We start from the raw sequence: 20,349 nt of genomic DNA, 5'->3' as shown, positions 1-20,349 counted from the left end.
TGTTATGCAATAGCCTCTGCTCACCTTCAAAGTATGCTTTTGCTTCGAGAACATTGAGAGCCTGGTTCATAGAGTCGCTGTTTGGCGCTTTCTTTTCCTGTAGCCATAACTGACGTGAAAGCCATTGCTTAAAGGCGCTGCTTCGTATCTTTACATTATGGCCATTGAGTTCTGCATAAGCCTCGCCTGTATCATCATGGAATAGCGTAAGCTGCTCACCTATCGCAATAAGAAGCTCTGCCTGTGTAGCCTGTTTTTCTTTTTCTGTTTTTGGCTTTGAAGCTGTAGGATATGCGAGAGCCTGCTTTACCTTTTCGTCAACAATACGCTCATCTAAAGGCGGTTCGCAAAGAAAGTCGTTTACCTGGTGCATAACCTCTCGCAAGCCATCCTCGGATAACTTCAAAGAATAGCGTGCATCCCACTCTCTAAGCCTGCAAGCGTGTCTAAATATGGTATCATCTCGGCCTGAGATATGCTCTAATATCGGCACAGGTAATAATAGAGCCTCGTGCTTCTCTGGAATATACTTCATAACAGGTATAAAGAATGAAGGCATGTCGTCAAGCGTATCATCCATATGCAGTATGAAACGGCCATCGGTGTTATCGGTAGGCATTACAATTTGTCCTTTGCCTGCGAGCCGGTAGTCGCAAACAATACCGGCTGCCGTGATAGTTTTAGCCTGTTGAGTCTTTACCTTGCCTGTGTCCTTAAAAAATAGCTGTCCACCATTTGGTGTTTTAATGGCAATGTGCTTGATATGCTGAGCCTGTAGCCTTGCCTGTACATGCTTAAAAATGGATATATCGTCAATATCAACAACAATATAACCTTCAGGTATAACAAGGCCTATCCATCCACCTTTTGCGAGCCATGCTCTTATTGCATCCTCGGTGAGTCCCTGCGAGAGCTGCCATTCTTTATCAATAGGTATCTTCGCTGCTTGATAGTCGGTATTGCTACCTGTAAAACCTTTTAGCTTGATAAAGACAGTCTTTACCTCGTGAACCTCAAACCATGTCTGAAGTGCATCGTATGTTTTCGACATGGCCTTTTACCTGTCAAGGTGCGCATCAATAGTCATAACGGGGTTCTGGTAGAGCCATGCTTCCAAGTCTGCAACCTTGTAAAGAATCTTGCGGTTTTGCTTGTAGAATCTCGGCCCTTTTCTGGCCCATCTCATGTTGGCAAGGGTGCCCTTTGGGAGACCGTAAGCGTCACTAACCTGTTGTGGTGACATACATACTTGTTTTTGAGAATTCATTCTTGATACCTCCTGTGATTCGATTTAATCATACAGGAAGTATAGATATATAGTTGGCCGCTGTAAGAGTAATCGGGGTTAACGGTTTTTTTGGAAGGTATAAAGGAAATAGGGACTTGTATCTATTTTTTATTATGTGGTGAATCTTTAGGTAATTCGTCTAATGTATTGATATATTTATTGCGGGCTTCTTTACGTTTTTCGGGGTGTTCTTTATTATATTTTTCAACACGAGCAACATTTTTACAGGCATCACAATACAAATTGTCATTTCGTGGATATAGTTTTTCAACAAGAAAAAAGTGTAAAATACCTGCTTTCATTTTGCTATTTGCTTGGTCCCTGCATAACCCTGCGGGGATCCTCGGTAATGAATCAATAGATTCACGCTTGTTATCTGTAACCTGATAAAAATTGTCTTGTCCATATTCAATCTCTCCGCATCGTGCCTTAAAGCCCATTTCTAAAAGAACATAACAGTTTTTTTTCGATCGGCTTTTTTCACACCTATCAAGATCAATTATGCTTTCAATATCTGGAACGTCCGGCGTGTTTTCCTTTAAAAGCTTAAAACATCTCCTGCATCTTGGAACGGCCCAGTCAGTTATTCTGCGGTAAATGCTGTAAAACTGTTCGTATTCTTTCGGCGTCGGTGGTGAGTGATCAGTAATGTCGTTTAACAATTTTTCTCTTGCTTGGGTATATTCTCTTGCAGTCTCTTCTGTTGGTTCCCATCTCTTTTCTTTATCCACGCTGCCACCTCCTGTCGTGGTGTGTCCTGAATGAATTGCACAGGGGAAGGGGTTCAGGATTACCCTTTTCGAGAGCGGCTCTATCCCCTGTGTATGCTGTTATTGCTCGTTTAATTGTATGACATTGGTTTCCTTGCCCTGATTAAATGCTGCTTCCATTCTGCCCTGCGCTGGAATACTCTTTAATGTGCAGGGTGTTTGTGTTGGCCCCTATCTGCCATTTCTCGCTCGATTGCTTTTTTGATAAAATGATTCAGCGATATTCCTTCTGTAGTTGCTTTAATAAGCGCATTAATATGCAATTCCGGCGGTATACGGATATTAAAGCTGCCCTTGCAGGATTTTAAAGGTTCCTTTCCTGTCTCCTTACATAGAATGACATAATCTTCAACGGCCTCAACGAAAGCCTCTTTCAATTCTTTTACGCTGTTGCCTTCAAAGGTTATGAGATCGTTGATACCTTCAATCTTGCCATGAAATATCTCGTCATCAGCGTTATAATGGACTGTTCCGATAAACCCTTTGTGCATCATAATGTCTTTCATTCTAATATCCCCTGTCTTTTTAATTCTTCAAGAACATCATCAATCTGATACTGTTTAAGCTCAGGATGAGGATGTGGTTTATGCAGCCTGATAATATGCCTGGAATCATGATTTATAAATGCAACCCTTGAGCCTGACGTCTTACCTGTTTGGGCCTCCTCATATCCATACGCTGATAACAATCGTTTCAACTCATCGTAAGTAAAATCTTTTGGTTCAGAGATTAACCGTTTCAGAAGCTTATCAGCTTTTCCCATGATTTATAGTATAGCAAATGTTTGAAAATATGCAACCGATAATGTGTTACAAATATTTTTATTTCTCGTTTAACTGTATGACATTGTTTTCTTTGCCTTTGTTAAAAGCCTGCTCAAGGCGTGAGGCTGCCTGTTTTCTTGTATCTGCGCCTAAATGTGCATATCTCTTTGTCATGGTAAAGTCTTTATGTCCTAACGCCTCCCGAATAACAAGTAATGATTCACCTGACAGTGCAAGCCATGAGGCATGAGTATGTCTTAAACTGTGAAATGTAATCCATTGACGGCGGTCTTTAATGCCCTTGTTAAAGCCAATTTCGTCTACTACTCTATGAAATGTGTTGCTTACACGCATTATCTGCTTTTTCTCGCCTTGTGGAATGAATATGAAATCTTCTTTATTTTTTGGTATCCGCTTTTGAAGCATAGTTTTTACCATTTCTGTTATATATGCCTTTCGTGAGGTCTTATTCTTTGGATTGGATATGGTAATAACTCCATTTTCCAAGTCAATATCAAAGCCTCTCAATGCGGCAATTTCACCAAAGCGCAAGCCACAATGAAGACTAAGCAATGCCATATCATGTACTGTATCTGAGGATTCTTTTAATTTATCAAGCAATATTTGTGCTTCATCGTATGATAAAAATCTCTCTCGTTCATTTTGGACGGTAGGTAGCTTGACTTGTTTAACAGGACATTCACCTTTATATAATTTCCATTGTATAGCTTTATTCCATATCATGCGAAAAAGAATAAGGACATGCTTTACTGTAGACGGCGCAAGGCCTGACTTCAATAGCTGCGCCTTCATCTTTTCCAAGTCAAAAGGCGATATTTCATCGAGCTTTTTTTCTGCATACCTCGGTTCAAGGTGCTTTTCATAGCGGATCCGCTCATCATAGCCACCACGACATTTATTATCCTCGCACCATTTGAGATATTTCTTTGCCACTTCTTTAAAGAAAGGTGCTTTTAATTTTTCATGCGGTAGTTCCTCGCCATGCTGTATCTTTCGTATCCGGTCTGCTCTAATCATATTAGCTGATTTTGCATCATAGCCATCGCTCGCCCAGCCGACTTTTTCCCATTTCTTTTTACCTTCTCTTTTGTATGATATGTCAAAGCATGTGTCCATCACGCCATGAGTTTTTTCGGATCGCCGTTGATATACTCCTGGATATTGTGTTTCCTGCCTCTTGGTATTTTCTGAGTATTCCTTCTTAGGCTTTTTCAAAACATACCTCCTTTTGGCTCATTTTTTAAGACTTCTGCCTGTCCGTTGTGTATACCGTGCTACCCCCCATGCTACCCTTGAAAAGTAATTACTGTGAAATTGAGTGAAATTGTGTTTGTTTTGAAATGTTGTAAATGCCATGTAATATATTATAATTATAACGCTAATTATGTCAAGTGAGATTATGTGAAAATACAATAGAAATACAATAAAACTTATTCCTAATCCGTGTGCCGCATGTTCGAGTCATGCCGGGGGCATTTTTGCGTTCAGCCGCCGGACTGCAAACCCATTATGCACGGCTGTCTTTACGTAATACGAGTTGCGCCGTCACGGGAAAGCAACAGTATTTGACAGCCATGTCAATGAGAGATAGAATAAGATATGCTCGAAATCGGTAACATCATACTCCCTGTCCCCTGTGTGCTTGCCCCTATGGCCGGAGTAAGCGATCTTCCATTCCGCATACTTACCCGTACCTTTGGCGCACCAATGGCATTTACGGAGATGATTGATGCAAGGGCTTTGTCACACAATGATAAAAGGACCCTTCGCATGCTTTCCTCCGCACCCGATGACCGGCCTCTCGGAGTGCAGTTGCTGGGAAACAACGAAGAACACATCTTAAAGGCCATTGATATCCTTGATGGACATGGGTTCGATCTTCTTGACTTTAATGCGGCCTGTCCTACAGCAAAAATTACACGGAACGGCAAGGGGGCGGCGCTCCTTAGAGAGCCGCGCAAACTGAGGGATATACTTAAGCTGCTGGTTTGCCGTTCGAAAGTTCCGGTAACAGTGAAGATCAGGGCAGGGTGGGACTCTGATTCAATAAACGCACGGGAAGTGGCCCTCTATGCCGAGGATGCAGGTGTCAGCGCACTTTTTATTCACGGAAGGACAAGAACCCAGGGTTATAGTGGAACTGTCGATTACCTGGTCATTAAAGAGGTAAAAGAAGCCTTAAAGATACCTGTGATTGCCAGCGGCGACGGCGTATCGTTGTCCTTCATCAGGAAGATGTTTAATGAGACCGGCTGCAACGGGGTGGCCATAGCTCGTGGCGCCCTCGGGAACCCCTGGATATTCAGAGAAGTAATCCAATTCTTTCAAAATGGCACGTTTTGCGAAAGACCTGATGTAAATGAGCGTATTGAAATAATGAAACGCCATATGAATCTGCTGGTTCAGTATTACGGTGAAAAGAAAAGTATGAGTTGCTTCCACAAATTCTTCATCTGGTACACGAGGGGACTCTCAGGGATGAAACCGCTTCGAGACAAAGCGTTCAGGACGGGTACGATAGGCGAGCTTCTTGGCGCCATAGAGGAACTGCGGACCTTCGATGATTCAGGGTTGATAAAACAAAGAAGTTGATTGTTATCCCGATGCGGGTGCTGGAAGAAAATGTAAAGTATGAATGATATCAAAAGGAACAGAGTTGCAATGCATCACTTTTTCAAAAGCATTGCGCCACTTGAGTAGCCGCCGCCGAAAACGGTAATGACAATCAATTCGCCTTTTTTAAATTTGTTCCAATTCTGCGACAGGGCAATAACCGTACTTGCGCTGCCTGTATTGCCGTTGTCTTCGATATTCATGACCAATTTTCCGTTTTTTAAACCAAGGATTTCTGCAACTTTGCCGATTATTCTTGAATTGGCCTGGTGTGGTATGAAGTGTTCTATATCTTTCATTGTAAAGTTGTTCTTTTTTAAGATGTTTTCAACTTCGAAAACCATGTGTTTGCAAGCGTGGACAAAGATGTCCTTGCCATAAGGCATTTGCAGACCACCATCATTGGGCCTCAAATATACCCCATCCAAACCTTTTCCGACATCGGCAAGACCTGTTGTATTCAAGTCAAGGATTTCGATGTCTTCTTCAGATATCCTCTCTTTAGAAATAAGTATGGCACCTGCACCGTCTCCCCATAAATAACCGGATTGTTTGTCCGTATCGTCGCTGTAGGCGGTATTGTGTTCTGAGGCAACCACAAGAGCCCTCCGTGATTTGTTAACAGCAAAATAACCTTCTACTACCTCCACAGCATTAAGAAAAGATGAGCATGCTGAAGAAATAGAGAGGGCCTTAGCCCGGGAAATAGCAAAATGGCTTTGTACGGCATGGGCGTTGGTTGCAACAGTATCATACGGTGTGTATGTAGCGCCGACAATAAGATCTACTTCTTTGAGATCATATGGGAGTCTGTCGATCCCGGATTTCACAGCATCTATTGACATTGTGTTCGTATTCTCGTCAATGCCTGCTTTTGTTCTTCTCCGGATGCCTGATCGTTTATAGATCCACTCGTCAGTTAAATCGATTAAGTGTGTATAGTATGAGTTTGGAATTATTTTATCGGGTAAATAATGGTATGCTGCGTTAATATACATAGTCATCTGTTATATCAAATATGTTCCTTTCTTAATGATTCGGATATGATGGCATAATCCTTTTAATTGTTAAGGGAATATCCTTCAAAGAATCTTTGAAGGATTACAAAAGGGACAAGATCATCAAAAAAACTTATTTTTATTCTCATAGAAAATATCTTTTTATTGAAAAGAAATATAGCAGCAATATACATTAGTGTCAACCATAAATACATTCCGGAGTTTCCCCGGTTACGGCTTTTTATTGACCCCAGACATTTTCCTGTTTTATAATTGTCCGAAACTGTAAGAATTTATGAAACCACGATCTGATTTATTAAGAGTAAATAACAGGAAACTTTTTTACAAGCCCAAAACCTTAAAATCGGCATGGCTAAGTTTGCTGGCTGGTATAATGATTGCATTGGCGGCAGCAACAGGCTACCAATATGCAGGAAGTTCCGGATTCTGCTCCCTCTGTCACAGTATGGAACGTGTACATGCACAATGGCAAATATCCAGACACAAACAGTTTGCCTGCATCGAATGCCACATGCCCGCCGGCAATATTGTAGAAAAGGTAACTTACAAAACCCGTGCCGGTATAAACGATCTTGTTCATGAGACCTTAAGAAGCTATCCGGCTTACATTACGCTGTCATCCCTGGGCAGGGATATTGTGAACGACAATTGCCTGCGCTGCCACTTTTCAACTATAGAAAACACAATGATGGTCGGAAGCGCCCAGAGCTGTTCAAAATGTCACCGCAACTTAGTTCACGGAAAAAACCTTCAGGGAGGAGGGGTAAAAATTGAGTAGAAAAACAAAGTTATTTTCATCGTTGCTTGTAATAGCAGCCCTGTTTTTTGTTTTTATAGCCCTGCGTGTCGTGGTTCTCAAACCAGGATCATCAGTGAAGCTTGCAAAGATTCCTGCAGGTGAATATGACCCGGCCATATGGGGGAAATCATATCCCTTAGAATACAAGAGTTATCAGAAAAATCTTGAAATGGCGCCCTCGCCGACAGGCTACGGTGACAGCCGGAAAATCCAGCATTCCATAAAAGAACCGGAGATCCTTACAAACTTCAAAGGAATGGCGTTCAGCAAAGACTATGCTGAAGACCGCGGGCATCCCTATGCAGTTCAGGACCTTAAAGAAACCAAACGGATTAACCCTAACAGTCCCGGCGCCTGTATGACCTGCAAATCCGCAAACCTCATCGACATATACAAAGATATGGGCTGGACATATGCCAAAACGCCCCTTGCACAGCTTTTTCCCAGAATTAAACATCCTATTGTATGCGCAAATTGCCACGACCCGGCAACGATGAACCTGCGCATTATCAATCCTGCCTTCATTGAAGCAATGCAAAGGAGGGGCATAGACGTTAAAAAAGCGCCAAGGGAGCAAATGCGGAGCTATGTCTGCGGGCAATGTCACGTTGAGTATTATTTTGAACCGAAAACTTCCCGTGTAATATTTCCCTGGGATAAGGGACTTCTCCCTGAACAGATGTATGCCTATTATTCGGAAAAACCGGGTGGATTTACCGAGGACTGGCTCCACCCTGATTCGCTGGCAAAGATGCTCAAAGCTCAGCATCCGGATTTTGAAACATGGAGCAACGGGACTCATGGCAAGGCAGGCGTCTCATGTGCTGATTGCCATATGCCTTTCATGCGTGAAAACGGTCAAAAATACACCTCCCACCGGGTAACAAGTCCGATGAAACACATCAAATCTTCCTGTATGACTTGCCATATTGAAAGCGAAGTATGGCTGCTTGAGAGGGTGAAAACGACCCAGAACAATGTATGGCAGTTGCAGCGTATAGCAGGAACTTTGGTTGCAAAGGCACACGAGGCCATCGGCAAGGCCGGGGCAGATGCAGAGGCTAACCAGGTAGAGCTTGACAAGGCAAGGGAATTTGTGCGCAAGGCACAATGGTTTTGGGATATTGTAGCAGCCGAGAACAGTATGGGTTTTCATAATCCGACCCAGATACTCAATACACTCGGGCAGTCCATTGATCTTGCACATCAGGCAATTTCAATTGCAAATCGTGCTGCCGTGAAACATAATAACAAGCCCTATCAGCAGGACTTTTAAATAATCGAGGAAAAATAATCTGGTATTAGATTGCACAGGTGGCACCTTCATTGAGTATCTTTGTCCTTGAAGGCATTGTTTTTTGATGAAGGAAATTTGATGCACTCGTAAAAAGTCAAAAAACCGTCACTCCCGTGAAAACTGGAGTCCAGAACACATTGAAATCGCTGGATTCCCACGCTTGTGCCCTTCAGGGTATTCACGGGAATGACAAAACGACAGAAATACGACTTTTTACGAGTTCATCAAATTTAATTAGAACGGATTTGTATGTCAATGAAATATTGATACACGATGAGCGTTGCCACCTGCAATACTGAATACGGCAGCAAACAAACCGTTTGTGGAGTAAGGAAGGAAGACATAGCTTCAGGCAAAAATCGCGAAGCGTGAACCCTGGCAAGAAACCGTGAAGCATGCATTTCGAAGAATTGGGGAAACTCCAGTTTCATCACCTTTCCCCTGTCATATCCAGGAACTCTTCTTCACTTAAAACCTTAATGCCCAATTCCCTTGCCTTGTCAAGTTTCGATCCCGCTTCTGTCCCTGCAACAAGATAATCCACTTTTTTGCTTATTGATGAAGAGGTCTGAGCGCCGAGGGTTTCCACTTTTTTTCGTGCCTCGTCCCTGCCCATCGCTTTCATGGTTCCTGTGAACACAAAGGTCAACCCTTTAAGAGGTTTGGTATCTTCTTTTTTATATTCAATCTCAACGCCTGCCGTAAGGATTCTTTCTATGGTTTTTTTGTTTTTGTCGTCTCGGAAGAAGGCTGTGATGCTGCTTGATACCTCGGGCCCGATTTCGGGGATATTTATCAATTCCTCTTCCTTTACTGCCGTTAATTCATCGATGTCTTTATATTGTTTTGCAATGAGCACAGAGATATGTTCCCCCACATGTCTTATGCCGAGGGCGTATATAAACCGTGCGAATGGACGTTTTTTCGATGCATTAATTGCATTTATAATGTTTTCAGCGGATTTATCAGCCATTCTATCGAGGCCTGACAAGGTTTCTTTGCTTAAATAGTACAAATCCGATACATCCTTGATAATATTTTTATCTACCAGTTGTTCTACAAGTTTTTCTCCAAGGCCGTCAATATCCATCGCCCTTTTTGAAGCAAAGTGTTCGATGCTGCCCTTTATTTGAGCCGGGCAGTTGATGTTAATACAGCGCCGGATTGCCTCACCTGGAGGCCGTATTACCTGCTCGCCGCATACCGGGCATGCATCCGGCATTTCAAAGGTATTTTCGTTGCCTGTTCTTTTCTCTTTTATAACCCTTATAACTTCCGGTATTACATCGCCTGCTCTGGAGACTATGACAATATCGCCGATCATAATATCTTTTCTTTTGATCTCGTCTTCGTTATGGAGGGTTGCCCTTGAGACTTCCACCCCGCTGACTGTTACCGGTTCGAGTATTGCAACCGGTGTAAGCGCCCCGGTCCTTCCAACCTGCACATCAATTCGTTTAATTTTTGTAGTTTCTTCGTGTGCTTCAAACTTGTAGGCAATAGCCCACCTTGGCGACCTTGATACAGTGCCGAGAGCATCCTGATAGGCGAACCTGTTTGCTTTAATGACCGTGCCGTCAATCTCATAGTCAATTCTATCTCTTGCACTGTGAATATCTTCGTAATATTTCAAAACTTCGTCCAGATTTTCGCATAGCTTTGCATAAGGATTTACCCTGAATCCCCATTTTTTCAAGTATTCAAGGAACTGAAAGTGTGTTTGTACACTTGCTCCTCTCATTTCACCCATGGCATAACAGAATATATTAAGCCTGCGGCCTGCTATAACCTTTGGGTCAAGCTGTCGTACAGAGCCACTTGCCGCATTCCTCGGGTTTGCAAAAAGGGGCTCGCCGGAAAGTTCTCTTCTTTTGTTCAGTTCTTCGAACTCCTTCTTTCCCATGTATATTTCACCCCTTACTTCAAGGAGCGACGGGATGGGAACATCAGGATTTTCGATCATCTTCATGGGTATTGCCTTTATTGTCCTCAAGTTCTGTGTTATATCTTCCCCTGAGAAGCCATCCCCCCTTGTCGAACCAAGGACGAATTCACCCTTTTCATATACCAGTTCAACGGCCAATCCGTCTATTTTTACCTCCATTACATAATCCATATCTGTCACATTAAGGAGTTTTTTGACCCGTTTATCAAAATCCACGACCTCTTCTGCAGTCATGGCATTTGCAAGACTCAGCATAGGTGTTCTATGGGTCACTGTGGAGAATGATTCAAGGGGTTTTGCACCGATTCTCTGAGTAGGGGAGTTGAGATTTAAAAACTCAGGGTATGCATCTTCAAGTTCTGATAGCCCCCGCATCAGTCTGTCATACTCTGCATCGGAAATCACAGGGTCATCAAGCACATAGTATCTGTGATTATGATAGTCGATCTCTTTTCTTAGCTCTTCAATCCTTATTTTTGCTTCTTCCTTATTCATATTTTGCCTTAAAAATTAATATATGAGCTTTTTGCAATATGCTCAACTGTACTGTGAATTTTATCAGAATCGCTGAAAAAGTAAAGAAACTCATGAACGGTGCATTGCAACAAACGTCTCAATATGGGGAGTATGAGGAAAAAAGTCGAAAGGCGCTATGTCGGTTATACTGTAACCGTGCATTAAGATATCTTTTAAATCCCGTGCCAGTGTGGACGGATTGCAGGATACATATCCTATTTTTTTTGGATCTATCCGAAAGATATGTTTCAGTCCTTCCTTGCTGATACCTCCCCTGGGAGGGTCCACAATGAGCAGATCAATTTTATCAAGGTTGATTTTACCCAAAATTGCCTCAACCTTTCCTGCATAGAAGAGACAGTTTTTCACGTTATTAAGTCTGCAATTCTCCTTAGCATTTATAATGTTTGTATGTAATGAATCAATGCCGATTACCTCTTTCGTGTATCCTGAGAGTGAGATTTCAATCGGGCCTGCACCGCAATACAGGCCCAGGAGCTTTTCGTCTGTTTTAAGACCGGTAAGCTCAATTATCTTTCTATATAGAATTTCAGCGGCTCTTGTATTAGGCTGAAAAAAGGATTCCGGGAAAACTCTGAATTTGAAGCCGTTAAGTGTCTCTTCGATATAAGTTTTTCCGGCAATATGGTTTAATTTTCCAGTGTGAAAATCGTCTCCGGGTCTGTTGTTTATTATCCTGTAAAAGCTTTTTGCCTCCGGAAAAAGGGTGACCAAAGACTGCCATAGAGGGAATAAGTCCGGCATAATGCCTTCTGTTGTTTCAAGGACAGCCATCAATTCGCCGCTGGTTTTGGATTCCCTGAGGATAAGGTGTCTGAGAGACCCTTTGCCGGTAAAGGTGTTGTAGGCTGCAAGGCCATGCTTTTGGGCAAAAGCTGTAAAAAACGGGATAATTTTTTCTGTAACCGGATTTGTGATTAAGCACCTTTCGATTGGGACAACGTTCCCTTTATAGTTTTTAAAGGGCGAGACCCTTTCCCGCAACCCCATGGTAATAATGCCTTCTCTTTCCCCGAAGGCAAGTTCAAGTTTATTTCTGTAGAAATATGTATCGGGTGATGGAAAAATAGGAAAAATCCTGATATTTTTCATGTCCAACCCGCCGATCCTTTTGAGCGTCTGTAACAGATAATTTTCTTTAAGATCAAGCTGTTTTTCATAGGCGAGGCTTTGAAAAGTACAGCCGCCGCAGGGACCAAAGTGCGGGCATCGGGGCATAACCCTGAAAGGGGAGGGTGCAACTATTTCAAGAATTTCTCCATAGGCAACCTTCTTTTCTTTCCTGAGAATTCTTACCTTTACCCTATCGCCGATAACGGCTTCGGGTACAAAAACAACGAGCCCGTCTGTCTTTGCTACACCGTAATTATTTGGAAGTGCAATGTCAATTATTTCTGTCGTTATGAACTGATTGTCCACGGTTTTATACATCAATGAACAAAATGTTCTGCAGGTTTAATCGGAAATGAAACGGAAAATGTTGTTCCTCCCGAAAAATTGCACTCTTCCGTGGTTTTACATTTACGACAAAGGGATATGCTGCCAGGGCATACATCGAGATCGGTCGGGATATGTTCGCATCTTTTGCTTTTAAAGGTTATATCAAAACCAAAACGCCGCGCGTATGTCTTAATGCGGAGAAGTTCAAAACCCTTTCCACCAGCACCGAAATCGTAGGGTTTTTTAGATGTATACAAGTCAGTTTCTTTTGTATGAAAGAGGCCATCGAGAATATATTTTTGATTCTCATCGGTAATGCCGATGCCTGAATCTGTAACATGAATCCATATGCGGTCATCTTTCTGCTCAAGGTCAATTCGAATCACACCCATTTCAGGAGTGTTTTCAATTGCATTCTTAATGATGCCTTCGCATATTTCTTTTAAAACAACCGGATTTATTGTGATAAAGAGATTATTTACCCCTTCAAGGCTGTAATGTATATGTCTGTGGTTTGCTGCTTGTTTTATTTTTTCCAGTATTAACCGGACAAACGATAAAAGGTCGATAGATTGGAAGTCTTCTATTATGGTCGGTAGAAATTGATCTGTCCATTCTTTTAAAACATTCCAGTGAATCTGTACATCAGGCGGTATTTCCGATATGTCTTTCATACGTTGCAGAATGCGATCAAGGTCATCAAGTAAAACAGATGCCTCTATCTCCTGTGACGCGCGGAATATCTCGTCGGTTTCGTTTGAAATGGCGAAGAGGCGTTCTAAATTTCTTTCAAGGGTTTCTATAACACGGTAGTCAGTAGAAATAAATTGCGCTTTTCTTTTTAAAATTCGTATAGTTCCCTGGATTACTGCAAGCGGAGTTTTAAGCTCATGAGAAATATGATGAACAGCCTTTGTTTTTGCCCTGTTAAGGCTTTCTAATTCTTTATGAGATTTAATGAGGGCTTCGTGCGCTTGTATCCTCTCTGTAATATCGTCAAACGTGACAAGATAATCTCCGGTTATAAGCTGTACAAGGAAAAAATTAATTGTTTTTTTCGTCCGGTCCTGACATGTGGCATCGAAAGTCCTCGATATTTTTTCTCTCTGTTTAGAGCTTTTAATATCATTAATCCATGTTCGGAGGGCCTGTTTTCTATATTGAAGATCCGGAAAAACTCTCTTAAACCATTCTTTCCCATTTGCAATATCCTTTAGCTCATAGCCGAACAGCTCTTTAAACTTAGGGTTTACATACCTGTACACACCTTTTTTGTCTATCATGGCTATGCCAAATGGCGCATTGTCAGATAGAGACAGTAGCCTGTTTCTCTCTGTGCGCAATGCATCTTCGTTTTTTTTGCGTGCAGTAATGTCTCTCAAATAAATAAGGTAGACCGGCTGAGCGCCGTAGGTGGTGCTGGTTCCTGAAATCTCGACATAAATTATTTTTCCGGTCTTTGTAATGCCCTTGAATTCGTATCTTGAGGGCACGGATTCCCCTCTCTGTCTTCTCTTGTTGATGTCGATGACCAGTTCATGGTCATCCGGATGAACAACAAAGGTTACAGACATACCGATAATTTCTTCGGGTTTATCGTATTCAAACATTTCAACAAATTTTCTGTTTACGTACAGATGTTTGTTTTCCTGTATAATTGTAATGCCATCATTTGAATGTTCGATGGCAGTCCTGTAACGTTCCTCACTTTCGATGAGGGCCTTTTCCGCTTTTTTTCTCTGTGTAATATCCTGCATTGTGCCTTCGTAATGCAGAAGATTGCCGGCATTATCTCTGACTGCTTTTATGTTCATTGAAATCCAGTGTAAGCTTTTATCTTTACTGTACATTTCCACTTCATAATTTTGAACCGAACCATATTTATCAATCAGTGCCATCCATTCAAAACGATCTTCAGGGTGGACATACAATTGGCTGTTGATATTGGTAACGGAATTTACAAGATCATCAGGTGAGTCATAGCCGTGGATATGGGCAAGAGAAGGATTTGCCGTTATGAAAAGTCCTCCTGAGGTTGTCTGAAATATACCTTCTGTAGCATTTTCATAGATATTTCTATACTTCTTATCGGTTTCCCGCAGTTCTGCATCAACTTTTTTGAGTTCTGTTTCCGATTTTTCAAGTTCAGCTATACGTCTGCGCATTTGTTCTACAAGATGCGTCAAATCTTCGTATGGTGGAGGATGTTTTTCCTGCATGGCCCTTTCTCTATGTACAAGGAGTTTTTGCCCACTATGGCAGCAAAGCTACCTGAAGCTTCCTTTCTTGCTTGCGGTCATTTTGCATATTCCCATGAATAGCACTTACGTTAATTACACAAAGCCTGTTTTCATATTAATAAAACACGGGTTTACCCGTGTGAATTTACAAATTATTGCATTATAATTTATTCGTTTATTTTACATCAAATCCATGCATATCTGCAACGAGATTGTTTATGTAAATAATCCTTACTTGAAACATATTCCCTTGTAGTTTCATCGCTGTTCCCCATCCTGCCTGTTTCAATCTTGTTTTATAAAATTAGTATTATGGGCTCAGGGCTTCTCATTCTCAACAAACTGTTTGAGGAGATATTCTTTATGCATGATTTTAAGAGCTTCCCTGATTATCTCCCTGTTTTTACGGTTTCCGTATTGTATCAGTGCCCGATGCATCGTTCTCTCCCGGAAAGTTTTTGGAACATATACATGCTCATAGGTAAAAGGGTGCATTTCGGTATAAAACATTGTGCCTGACAATGTAAGTGGCAGGGGAGTGAAATCCTGTATCTGTTCAGGATGGATGTTCCTTTTCATAAGATAAAGGGCGAGCGACAGTGTATCTTCGAGTGTTGAGCCAGGATGAGAGCTGATAAGATAATTGACGAGATACTGCTTTTTATTCAGCTTTTTATTTATCTCATTGTATTTAGTGACGAATTTCTCATAAACATCGAAGGTCGGTTTATTCATAATCTTCAGGACATGGTCTGCCGAATGTTCGGGAGCAACCTTCATTTGCCCGCTTATATGATGTTTACAGAGGTATGTAAGATATTCCAATGAATCTTTGTCAATGAGCAGATCATATCTTATACCGCTTTCAATGAAAGCATGCTTTACCTTTCTCAGCGCAAGAATCCTGCTGTATAATTCCATGCCCTCCCTGTACCCCGGCTTCAGGTTCTTGCATTTTTCAGGTATAAGGCAGTGTTTGTACTGACAAGCGCCTGTATGCTTCCACAGTGTACAATATGCATGATAAAGATTGGCTGTGGGCCCTCCTATATCGGTAATTGTACCCTTAAATTCAGGTCTTTCAGATATTAATCTTGCTTCATTCAGGATTGATCCTTTGCTTCTTGACTGTATTATCCTTCCCTGATGCATGTATAACGAGCAGAAGGAGCATTCCCCACAGCATCCTCTGTGGGAGATAATGGAAAATTTCACGGTTTCAAACCCCGGGACACCGCCACTTTTGATATAGACAGGATGCCAACTCCGCATATAGGGAAGCTCGTAAATTTTGTCGAGCTGCCCGGCAGAGAAGGGCAAGGACGGGGGATATTGTATTACGTAACGTGTATCATGCTTCTGTGCCAGCACTTTTCCTTTGAAAGGATCCTGGTTTGTATAAATTATCTTGAATGCCTCATTGAACCTGGTTTTATCTTTCCTTACTTCTTCATAAGATGGTATTTCTATGCTGCCTTCCGGCAAAATTATGGCATTATTAATTTGCCTTTTGTCATTGATCGCTGCCCCTTGCTCCCCGCCTCCCGGGCTTTTGCCGACTATAGCTGTTCCTCGTATCCCTGCAAGGTCTTTGTTCTGAAGCAACCGTTGTGCAATTTCAACAACCTGCATTTCTCCCATACCATAAACCAGGATATCCGCCCTTGAATCCAACAGGATTGACCTTCTTACAGAATCATCCCACCAGTCATAATGGGCAAACCTTCTCAAGCTTGCCTCTATACCTCCTATTACGACTGGTACATCGCTGAAGGCCTCCCTTATCCTGTTTGTATAGACAATGGTAGTCCTGTCAGGACGCAGGCCCGGTTTGCCTCCGGGAGAATAATCGTCTTTTTTTCTCGTTCTTTTACCGGCTGTGTAATTGGCTACCATGGAATCCATATTGCCGGCAGTTATGCCGAAAAAAAGGCGTGGTTTCCCCAGCTTTTTAAAATCATCAATGCGCCTCCAGTCAGGCTGTGGGATGATGCCTACCTTAAACCCTTCCCCTTCCAGCGTTCTCCCTATTATGGCAGCCCCATAAGAGGGGTGATCAACGTAGGCATCGCCGGTAACGATAATTACATCAAGTGCATTCCATCCCTTCTTTTTTAAATCCTCTTGCGATATGGGTAAGAAATCAGTTTGCATGACCTTATTTTATCAGAATATGTGAAGGAAAGATTCTGAAATAATGAATCAATACCTGTTTCGGGCAGCCAATGGACAGTCAAGGACCTTATTCATCGCTACTATCATGGAAGCCAGCGCTGTACTCATGAATATCGGCAACCTTGGTGTCCGAATATACATATTGACAAAATTGTGAATCTGTGGCTGTCGGGGGGGGGTGTCTGGTAACGAACTTTATTTTCAATCAATAGATTCCTCGCAGCTCTGCCTCGGGGGAACCATATTCCCTCGCCCCTCGTGGGAGAGGGTAGGGTGAGGGGGAATAATCATGATACTCATTCCGCTGATTCTTCGCAGCTCTGCTGTGGGGAAGTTCATTTGACCGGAAACCTGGCAATTGTGAGCCAGAGAACTTCTATCTGTATAAATATACTATATTAATTGTGTACAATATTAATATTGGGTAAGATGGTTGAAGAATTGTTGGTTTTAGTACTTTCCAATTAAAGGTTAAGTATCCATTTTTATTATGTCTTTGCAATATAGTTATATCATCCACCTGATACAACCGTATTTCTGAAAAAACATGAACTGGTTTTCAATAAAAAGCTTTAAGTTTCATGCATTATGTTTCTCTTATCATATTTTATTATAATAGATAAGAAAATGTTAAATATTTGTTTGACATGTAAAAATGATTGAGTTATATTTCACAAATGATAGATAAATTCTTGTTAAGAATAAAGATTGAATTATAATTCAGAAGTAAATGAGAAAATTATTATCATGATGTATGGGCACTAAATAAATACATTGTCAGAGTTTATTTGATATAGTAAAGTCATTGACAAAAAAATATCCATAATTTATGAGGGAGGTCATTTAAAATGAGGGCTTTACAGAAAATATTTAAGCATTTTTCGGAGACATGCCGGCGAAATTATCTCATCGCTATGATGATATTCTTTGCAGGAGCGTATGTTTTTTTACCTGGCACCTGTTTCACACAGGCCGAAGCGCCTGCATCTCATGAACCAGCCTTCAAACTATTTTCGCTTTTCAGCGATCCCCGTTTCAAACCTATCGAAGTTTATGGACTTATTGCTGTACTTTTTATTGCAATCGCCGGCTTGTTGTATGCTGCCATGCTTGTTAAACAAGTCAGGAGAGCAGACCAGGGTACAAAGCAAATGCAGGATATTGCTGCCGCAGTACGTGAAGGAGCAAATGCATATCTCTCGGCACAGTTTAAAAAGATCGGACCATTGATCATTATTATTACTATTTTGTTATTTTTAACTTACATGGGTACGGTAGATCTCTTTCGTTGGGGCCGTGCCGGTGCATTCTTTATCGGTGCACTGTTCAGTGGATTGGTTGGTTTTGTCGGTATGCGCCTGGCAACAGAAGGCAACCTCCGTGTTGCAGCAGCGGCAAAACACAGTTATGGAGAAGCCCTTCAGCTTGGATACAGAACAGGAACCATAACAGGTATGCTCACAGATGGACTGGGTCTCCTTGGTGGAACCATGATTTTTATAATGTACGGTGAACAGGCATATGAAGCCCTCCTGGGATTCGGATTCGGCGGCACACTCCTTGCTTTGTTCATGAGAGTCGGCGGTGGTATTTATACAAAGGCTGCGGATGTCGGCGCTGATCTTGTTGGAAAGATTGAAAAAGATATCCCCGAAGATGATCCACGCAATGCCGCAACTATTGCCGACAACGTCGGTGATAACGTCGGTGACTGTGCCGGTATGGCCGCAGACATTTTCGAAAGCTATGAAGTAACTATTGTTGCTGCAATGATCCTCGGTATGGCAACCTTTGGTCACAAGGGTGTTATATTCCCGCTTCTTGTACGCGGCATAGGCGTGCTTGGCTCCATTATCAGTACATATACCGTTAAAGCAGGCGCTGACGATACATCAGACACGGCGTTGAAAAGTGTTCATCGTGGATTCTGGATCGGTTCAATTATAAGTATTATCGGGTTTGTTATAATCGGGTATTACTATTTAAATTTTGATGCGGCTTATTTGATCGGTAATCCGACATCATTAGCCGGTTTTCCTAAGGGTGATCCTTCTTTGCTTGGATGGTTTGCAAATTTTGGCATCGCCGGATTGGATATGCGCCCGGCAATTACATGCCTGATTGGTATTTTTCTTGCTGTTGGATTGAACAAGGTTACCAGTTATTATACACACACAAGTTATTCACCGGTAAAAAGCTTAGCAAAAGCCTGTCAGACAGGACATGCTACAAACATCATACAGGGATTTGCAGTGGGATATGAGAGCACTGTTGCAGCCATTGTCGTCATTGCTGTTGCAATTTTTCTTTCAGTTCTGACATATACCGGAACACCTCCTCTCTTTATTGCATATGGTGTTGCAATGACCGGTATCGGTATGTTAACCCTGACAGGCAATACAATTTCTATGGACGTATTCGGTCCCGTGGCTGACAATGCTAACGGTATTGGTGAAATGGGATACAACAAAGAAGAGATGGAGAAAGAGAGACCGGGCAGTTACAAACGTGCCCGTCAGATACTTGCCGATCTCGATGCTGTAGGAAATACTACGAAAGCTGAAACAAAGGGTATTGCAATCGGTTCTGCTGTTATCGCAGCGGTCTCATTGTTCTCAAGCTTTATTGCCGTCATAGCAGTCGGCAGTGAAGAAAAAATTCACTTAATGACTATATCGCAGTATGTTATTGAAGCCGGAAAGATAACTGTTGCAGACCCGACGGTTTTCATCGGATTTCTCCTTGGCGGTGCAGTTCCATTCCTCTTCAGCGGGATGTTGATCCGTGCCGTGGGCCGAGCTGCATACTGGATTGTCAAAGAATGCCGTATTCAATTCCACGATCCTGATATATGGAATGGCACCAAGAAACCCGATTACGGTCGTGTTGTTAATATTTGCACACAGACTGCACAAAAAGAATTGATCGGTCCGGGACTTCTTGCCATAGTGACGCCTTTGCTGGTGGGATTCCTGCTCGGCCCATATGCACTGGGCGGATTTTTGGGCGGTATGATCCTTGTTGGTCAGTTACTCGCAGTTTTTATGGCAAACGCAGGTGGTGCATGGGATAACGCCAAGAAGATGATCGAAGACGGTGTGTATGGCGGTAAGGGTTCAGAAGCTCATAAAGCCGCTGTCACAGGCGACACCGTCGGTGACCCATTAAAAGATACAGCCGGTCCTGCAATCAACCCATTAATAAAGGTTATGAATATGGTCAGCTTGCTGACACTTGGTTTGGTGCTCAAGTATAACTTAATTGCCCCGAGGGTAGCACAGGAAGAGCTCGGCTCGGCGCGCATCATCAGTGTTATTGTTATTGTTGTGTGTGTAGCTACTTTAGGCTGGGCTATTTATCAGAGCAAGCGTGAGACCGGTGAATTGGTTGAGTCAGAAGAATAATACTCTATAGAGGTCAAAAAATAAAGCCCAACAGGTT

General features: G+C 42.2%; 15 protein-coding genes. 4 read left to right on the top strand and 11 right to left on the bottom strand.

Annotation, left to right across the window (positions count from 1 at the left end):
* The 6 genes from NT178_14015 to NT178_13990 all read right to left on the bottom strand — a co-directional run.
* On the bottom strand, positions 1 to 1,051 hold a 1,051-nt coding region (locus tag NT178_14015; protein MCX5813643.1), incomplete at its 3' end, for a bifunctional DNA primase/polymerase.
* A 6-nt stretch (positions 1,052 to 1,057) separates the two neighbouring features.
* The gene (locus NT178_14010; GenBank protein MCX5813642.1) at positions 1,058 to 1,267 is read right to left on the bottom strand and encodes a helix-turn-helix domain-containing protein; all 210 of its coding nucleotides are present in this window, start codon (positions 1,265 to 1,267) and stop codon (positions 1,058 to 1,060) included.
* A 122-nt stretch (positions 1,268 to 1,389) separates the two neighbouring features.
* Positions 1,390 to 2,019 carry a hypothetical protein gene (locus tag NT178_14005; GenBank protein ID MCX5813641.1) on the bottom strand — a complete coding sequence of 210 codons (630 nt, stop codon included), beginning with the start codon at positions 2,017 to 2,019 and terminating at the stop codon, positions 1,390 to 1,392.
* A 182-nt stretch (positions 2,020 to 2,201) separates the two neighbouring features.
* A complete protein-coding gene (locus NT178_14000; GenBank protein ID MCX5813640.1) occupies positions 2,202 to 2,564 on the bottom strand; it encodes a type II toxin-antitoxin system HicB family antitoxin in 363 nt (120 codons plus the stop codon).
* On the bottom strand, positions 2,561 to 2,821 hold the full coding sequence (locus tag NT178_13995; GenBank protein ID MCX5813639.1) for a type II toxin-antitoxin system HicA family toxin: 261 nt from the start codon (positions 2,819 to 2,821) through the stop codon (positions 2,561 to 2,563). The genes NT178_14000 and NT178_13995 overlap by 4 nt, the downstream gene beginning before the upstream one ends.
* Before the next feature lie 58 nt (positions 2,822 to 2,879).
* The gene (locus NT178_13990) at positions 2,880 to 4,058 is read right to left on the bottom strand and encodes a site-specific integrase (protein MCX5813638.1); all 1,179 of its coding nucleotides are present in this window, start codon (positions 4,056 to 4,058) and stop codon (positions 2,880 to 2,882) included.
* 384 nt (positions 4,059 to 4,442) lie between these two features.
* Here NT178_13990 and dusB point away from each other — a divergent pair, with 384 nt between their 5' ends.
* Positions 4,443 to 5,435: a tRNA dihydrouridine synthase DusB gene (dusB, locus tag NT178_13985; protein ID MCX5813637.1), complete on the top strand. Its 993-nt coding sequence runs from the start codon at positions 4,443 to 4,445 to the stop codon at positions 5,433 to 5,435.
* A gap of 74 nt (positions 5,436 to 5,509) precedes the next feature.
* On the opposite strand, the gene NT178_13980 is transcribed toward dusB, so the two are convergent.
* Entirely contained in the window at positions 5,510 to 6,454 is a 945-nt protein-coding gene (locus NT178_13980; GenBank protein MCX5813636.1) for a 3-oxoacyl-ACP synthase III family protein, read from the bottom strand.
* Between the two features lie 295 nt (positions 6,455 to 6,749).
* Here NT178_13980 and NT178_13975 point away from each other — a divergent pair, with 295 nt between their 5' ends.
* Positions 6,750 to 7,253, top strand: coding sequence for a NapC/NirT family cytochrome c (locus tag NT178_13975; protein ID MCX5813635.1), 504 nt, complete (start codon positions 6,750 to 6,752; stop codon positions 7,251 to 7,253).
* Positions 7,246 to 8,550, top strand: coding sequence for an ammonia-forming cytochrome c nitrite reductase subunit c552 (locus NT178_13970; protein ID MCX5813634.1), 1,305 nt, complete (start codon positions 7,246 to 7,248; stop codon positions 8,548 to 8,550). The genes NT178_13975 and NT178_13970 overlap by 8 nt, the downstream gene beginning before the upstream one ends.
* A 451-nt stretch (positions 8,551 to 9,001) precedes the next feature.
* Here the strand turns inward: NT178_13970 and ligA are convergent, their stop codons facing one another.
* The 4 genes from ligA to NT178_13950 form a co-directional block, all read right to left on the bottom strand.
* On the bottom strand, positions 9,002 to 11,011 hold the full coding sequence (gene ligA / locus NT178_13965; GenBank protein ID MCX5813633.1) for an NAD-dependent DNA ligase LigA: 2,010 nt from the start codon (positions 11,009 to 11,011) through the stop codon (positions 9,002 to 9,004).
* Between the two features lie 90 nt (positions 11,012 to 11,101).
* A complete protein-coding gene (rlmD, locus tag NT178_13960) occupies positions 11,102 to 12,484 on the bottom strand; it encodes a 23S rRNA (uracil(1939)-C(5))-methyltransferase RlmD (GenBank protein MCX5813632.1) in 1,383 nt (460 codons plus the stop codon).
* Positions 12,484 to 14,712, bottom strand: a complete 2,229-nt coding sequence (locus tag NT178_13955; GenBank protein MCX5813631.1) for a PAS domain S-box protein — start codon at positions 14,710 to 14,712, stop codon at positions 12,484 to 12,486. The genes rlmD and NT178_13955 overlap by 1 nt, the downstream gene beginning before the upstream one ends.
* A gap of 339 nt (positions 14,713 to 15,051) precedes the next feature.
* Positions 15,052 to 16,887, bottom strand: a complete 1,836-nt coding sequence (locus NT178_13950) for a YgiQ family radical SAM protein (GenBank protein MCX5813630.1) — start codon at positions 16,885 to 16,887, stop codon at positions 15,052 to 15,054.
* Positions 16,888 to 17,756: 869 nt separating this feature from the next.
* Between NT178_13950 and NT178_13945 the strand changes: the two genes are divergently transcribed.
* Positions 17,757 to 20,312 carry a sodium-translocating pyrophosphatase gene (locus NT178_13945; protein ID MCX5813629.1) on the top strand — a complete coding sequence of 852 codons (2,556 nt, stop codon included), beginning with the start codon at positions 17,757 to 17,759 and terminating at the stop codon, positions 20,310 to 20,312.
* Positions 20,313 to 20,349: the final 37 nt, after the last annotated feature.

It is taken from the genome of Pseudomonadota bacterium (genome assembly GCA_026388255.1).
Lineage (GTDB): Bacteria > Desulfobacterota > Syntrophorhabdia > Syntrophorhabdales > Syntrophorhabdaceae > JAPLKB01.
Note: the sequence above shows the minus strand (reverse complement) of the source record. Positions and strands in the feature narration are given on the sequence as shown.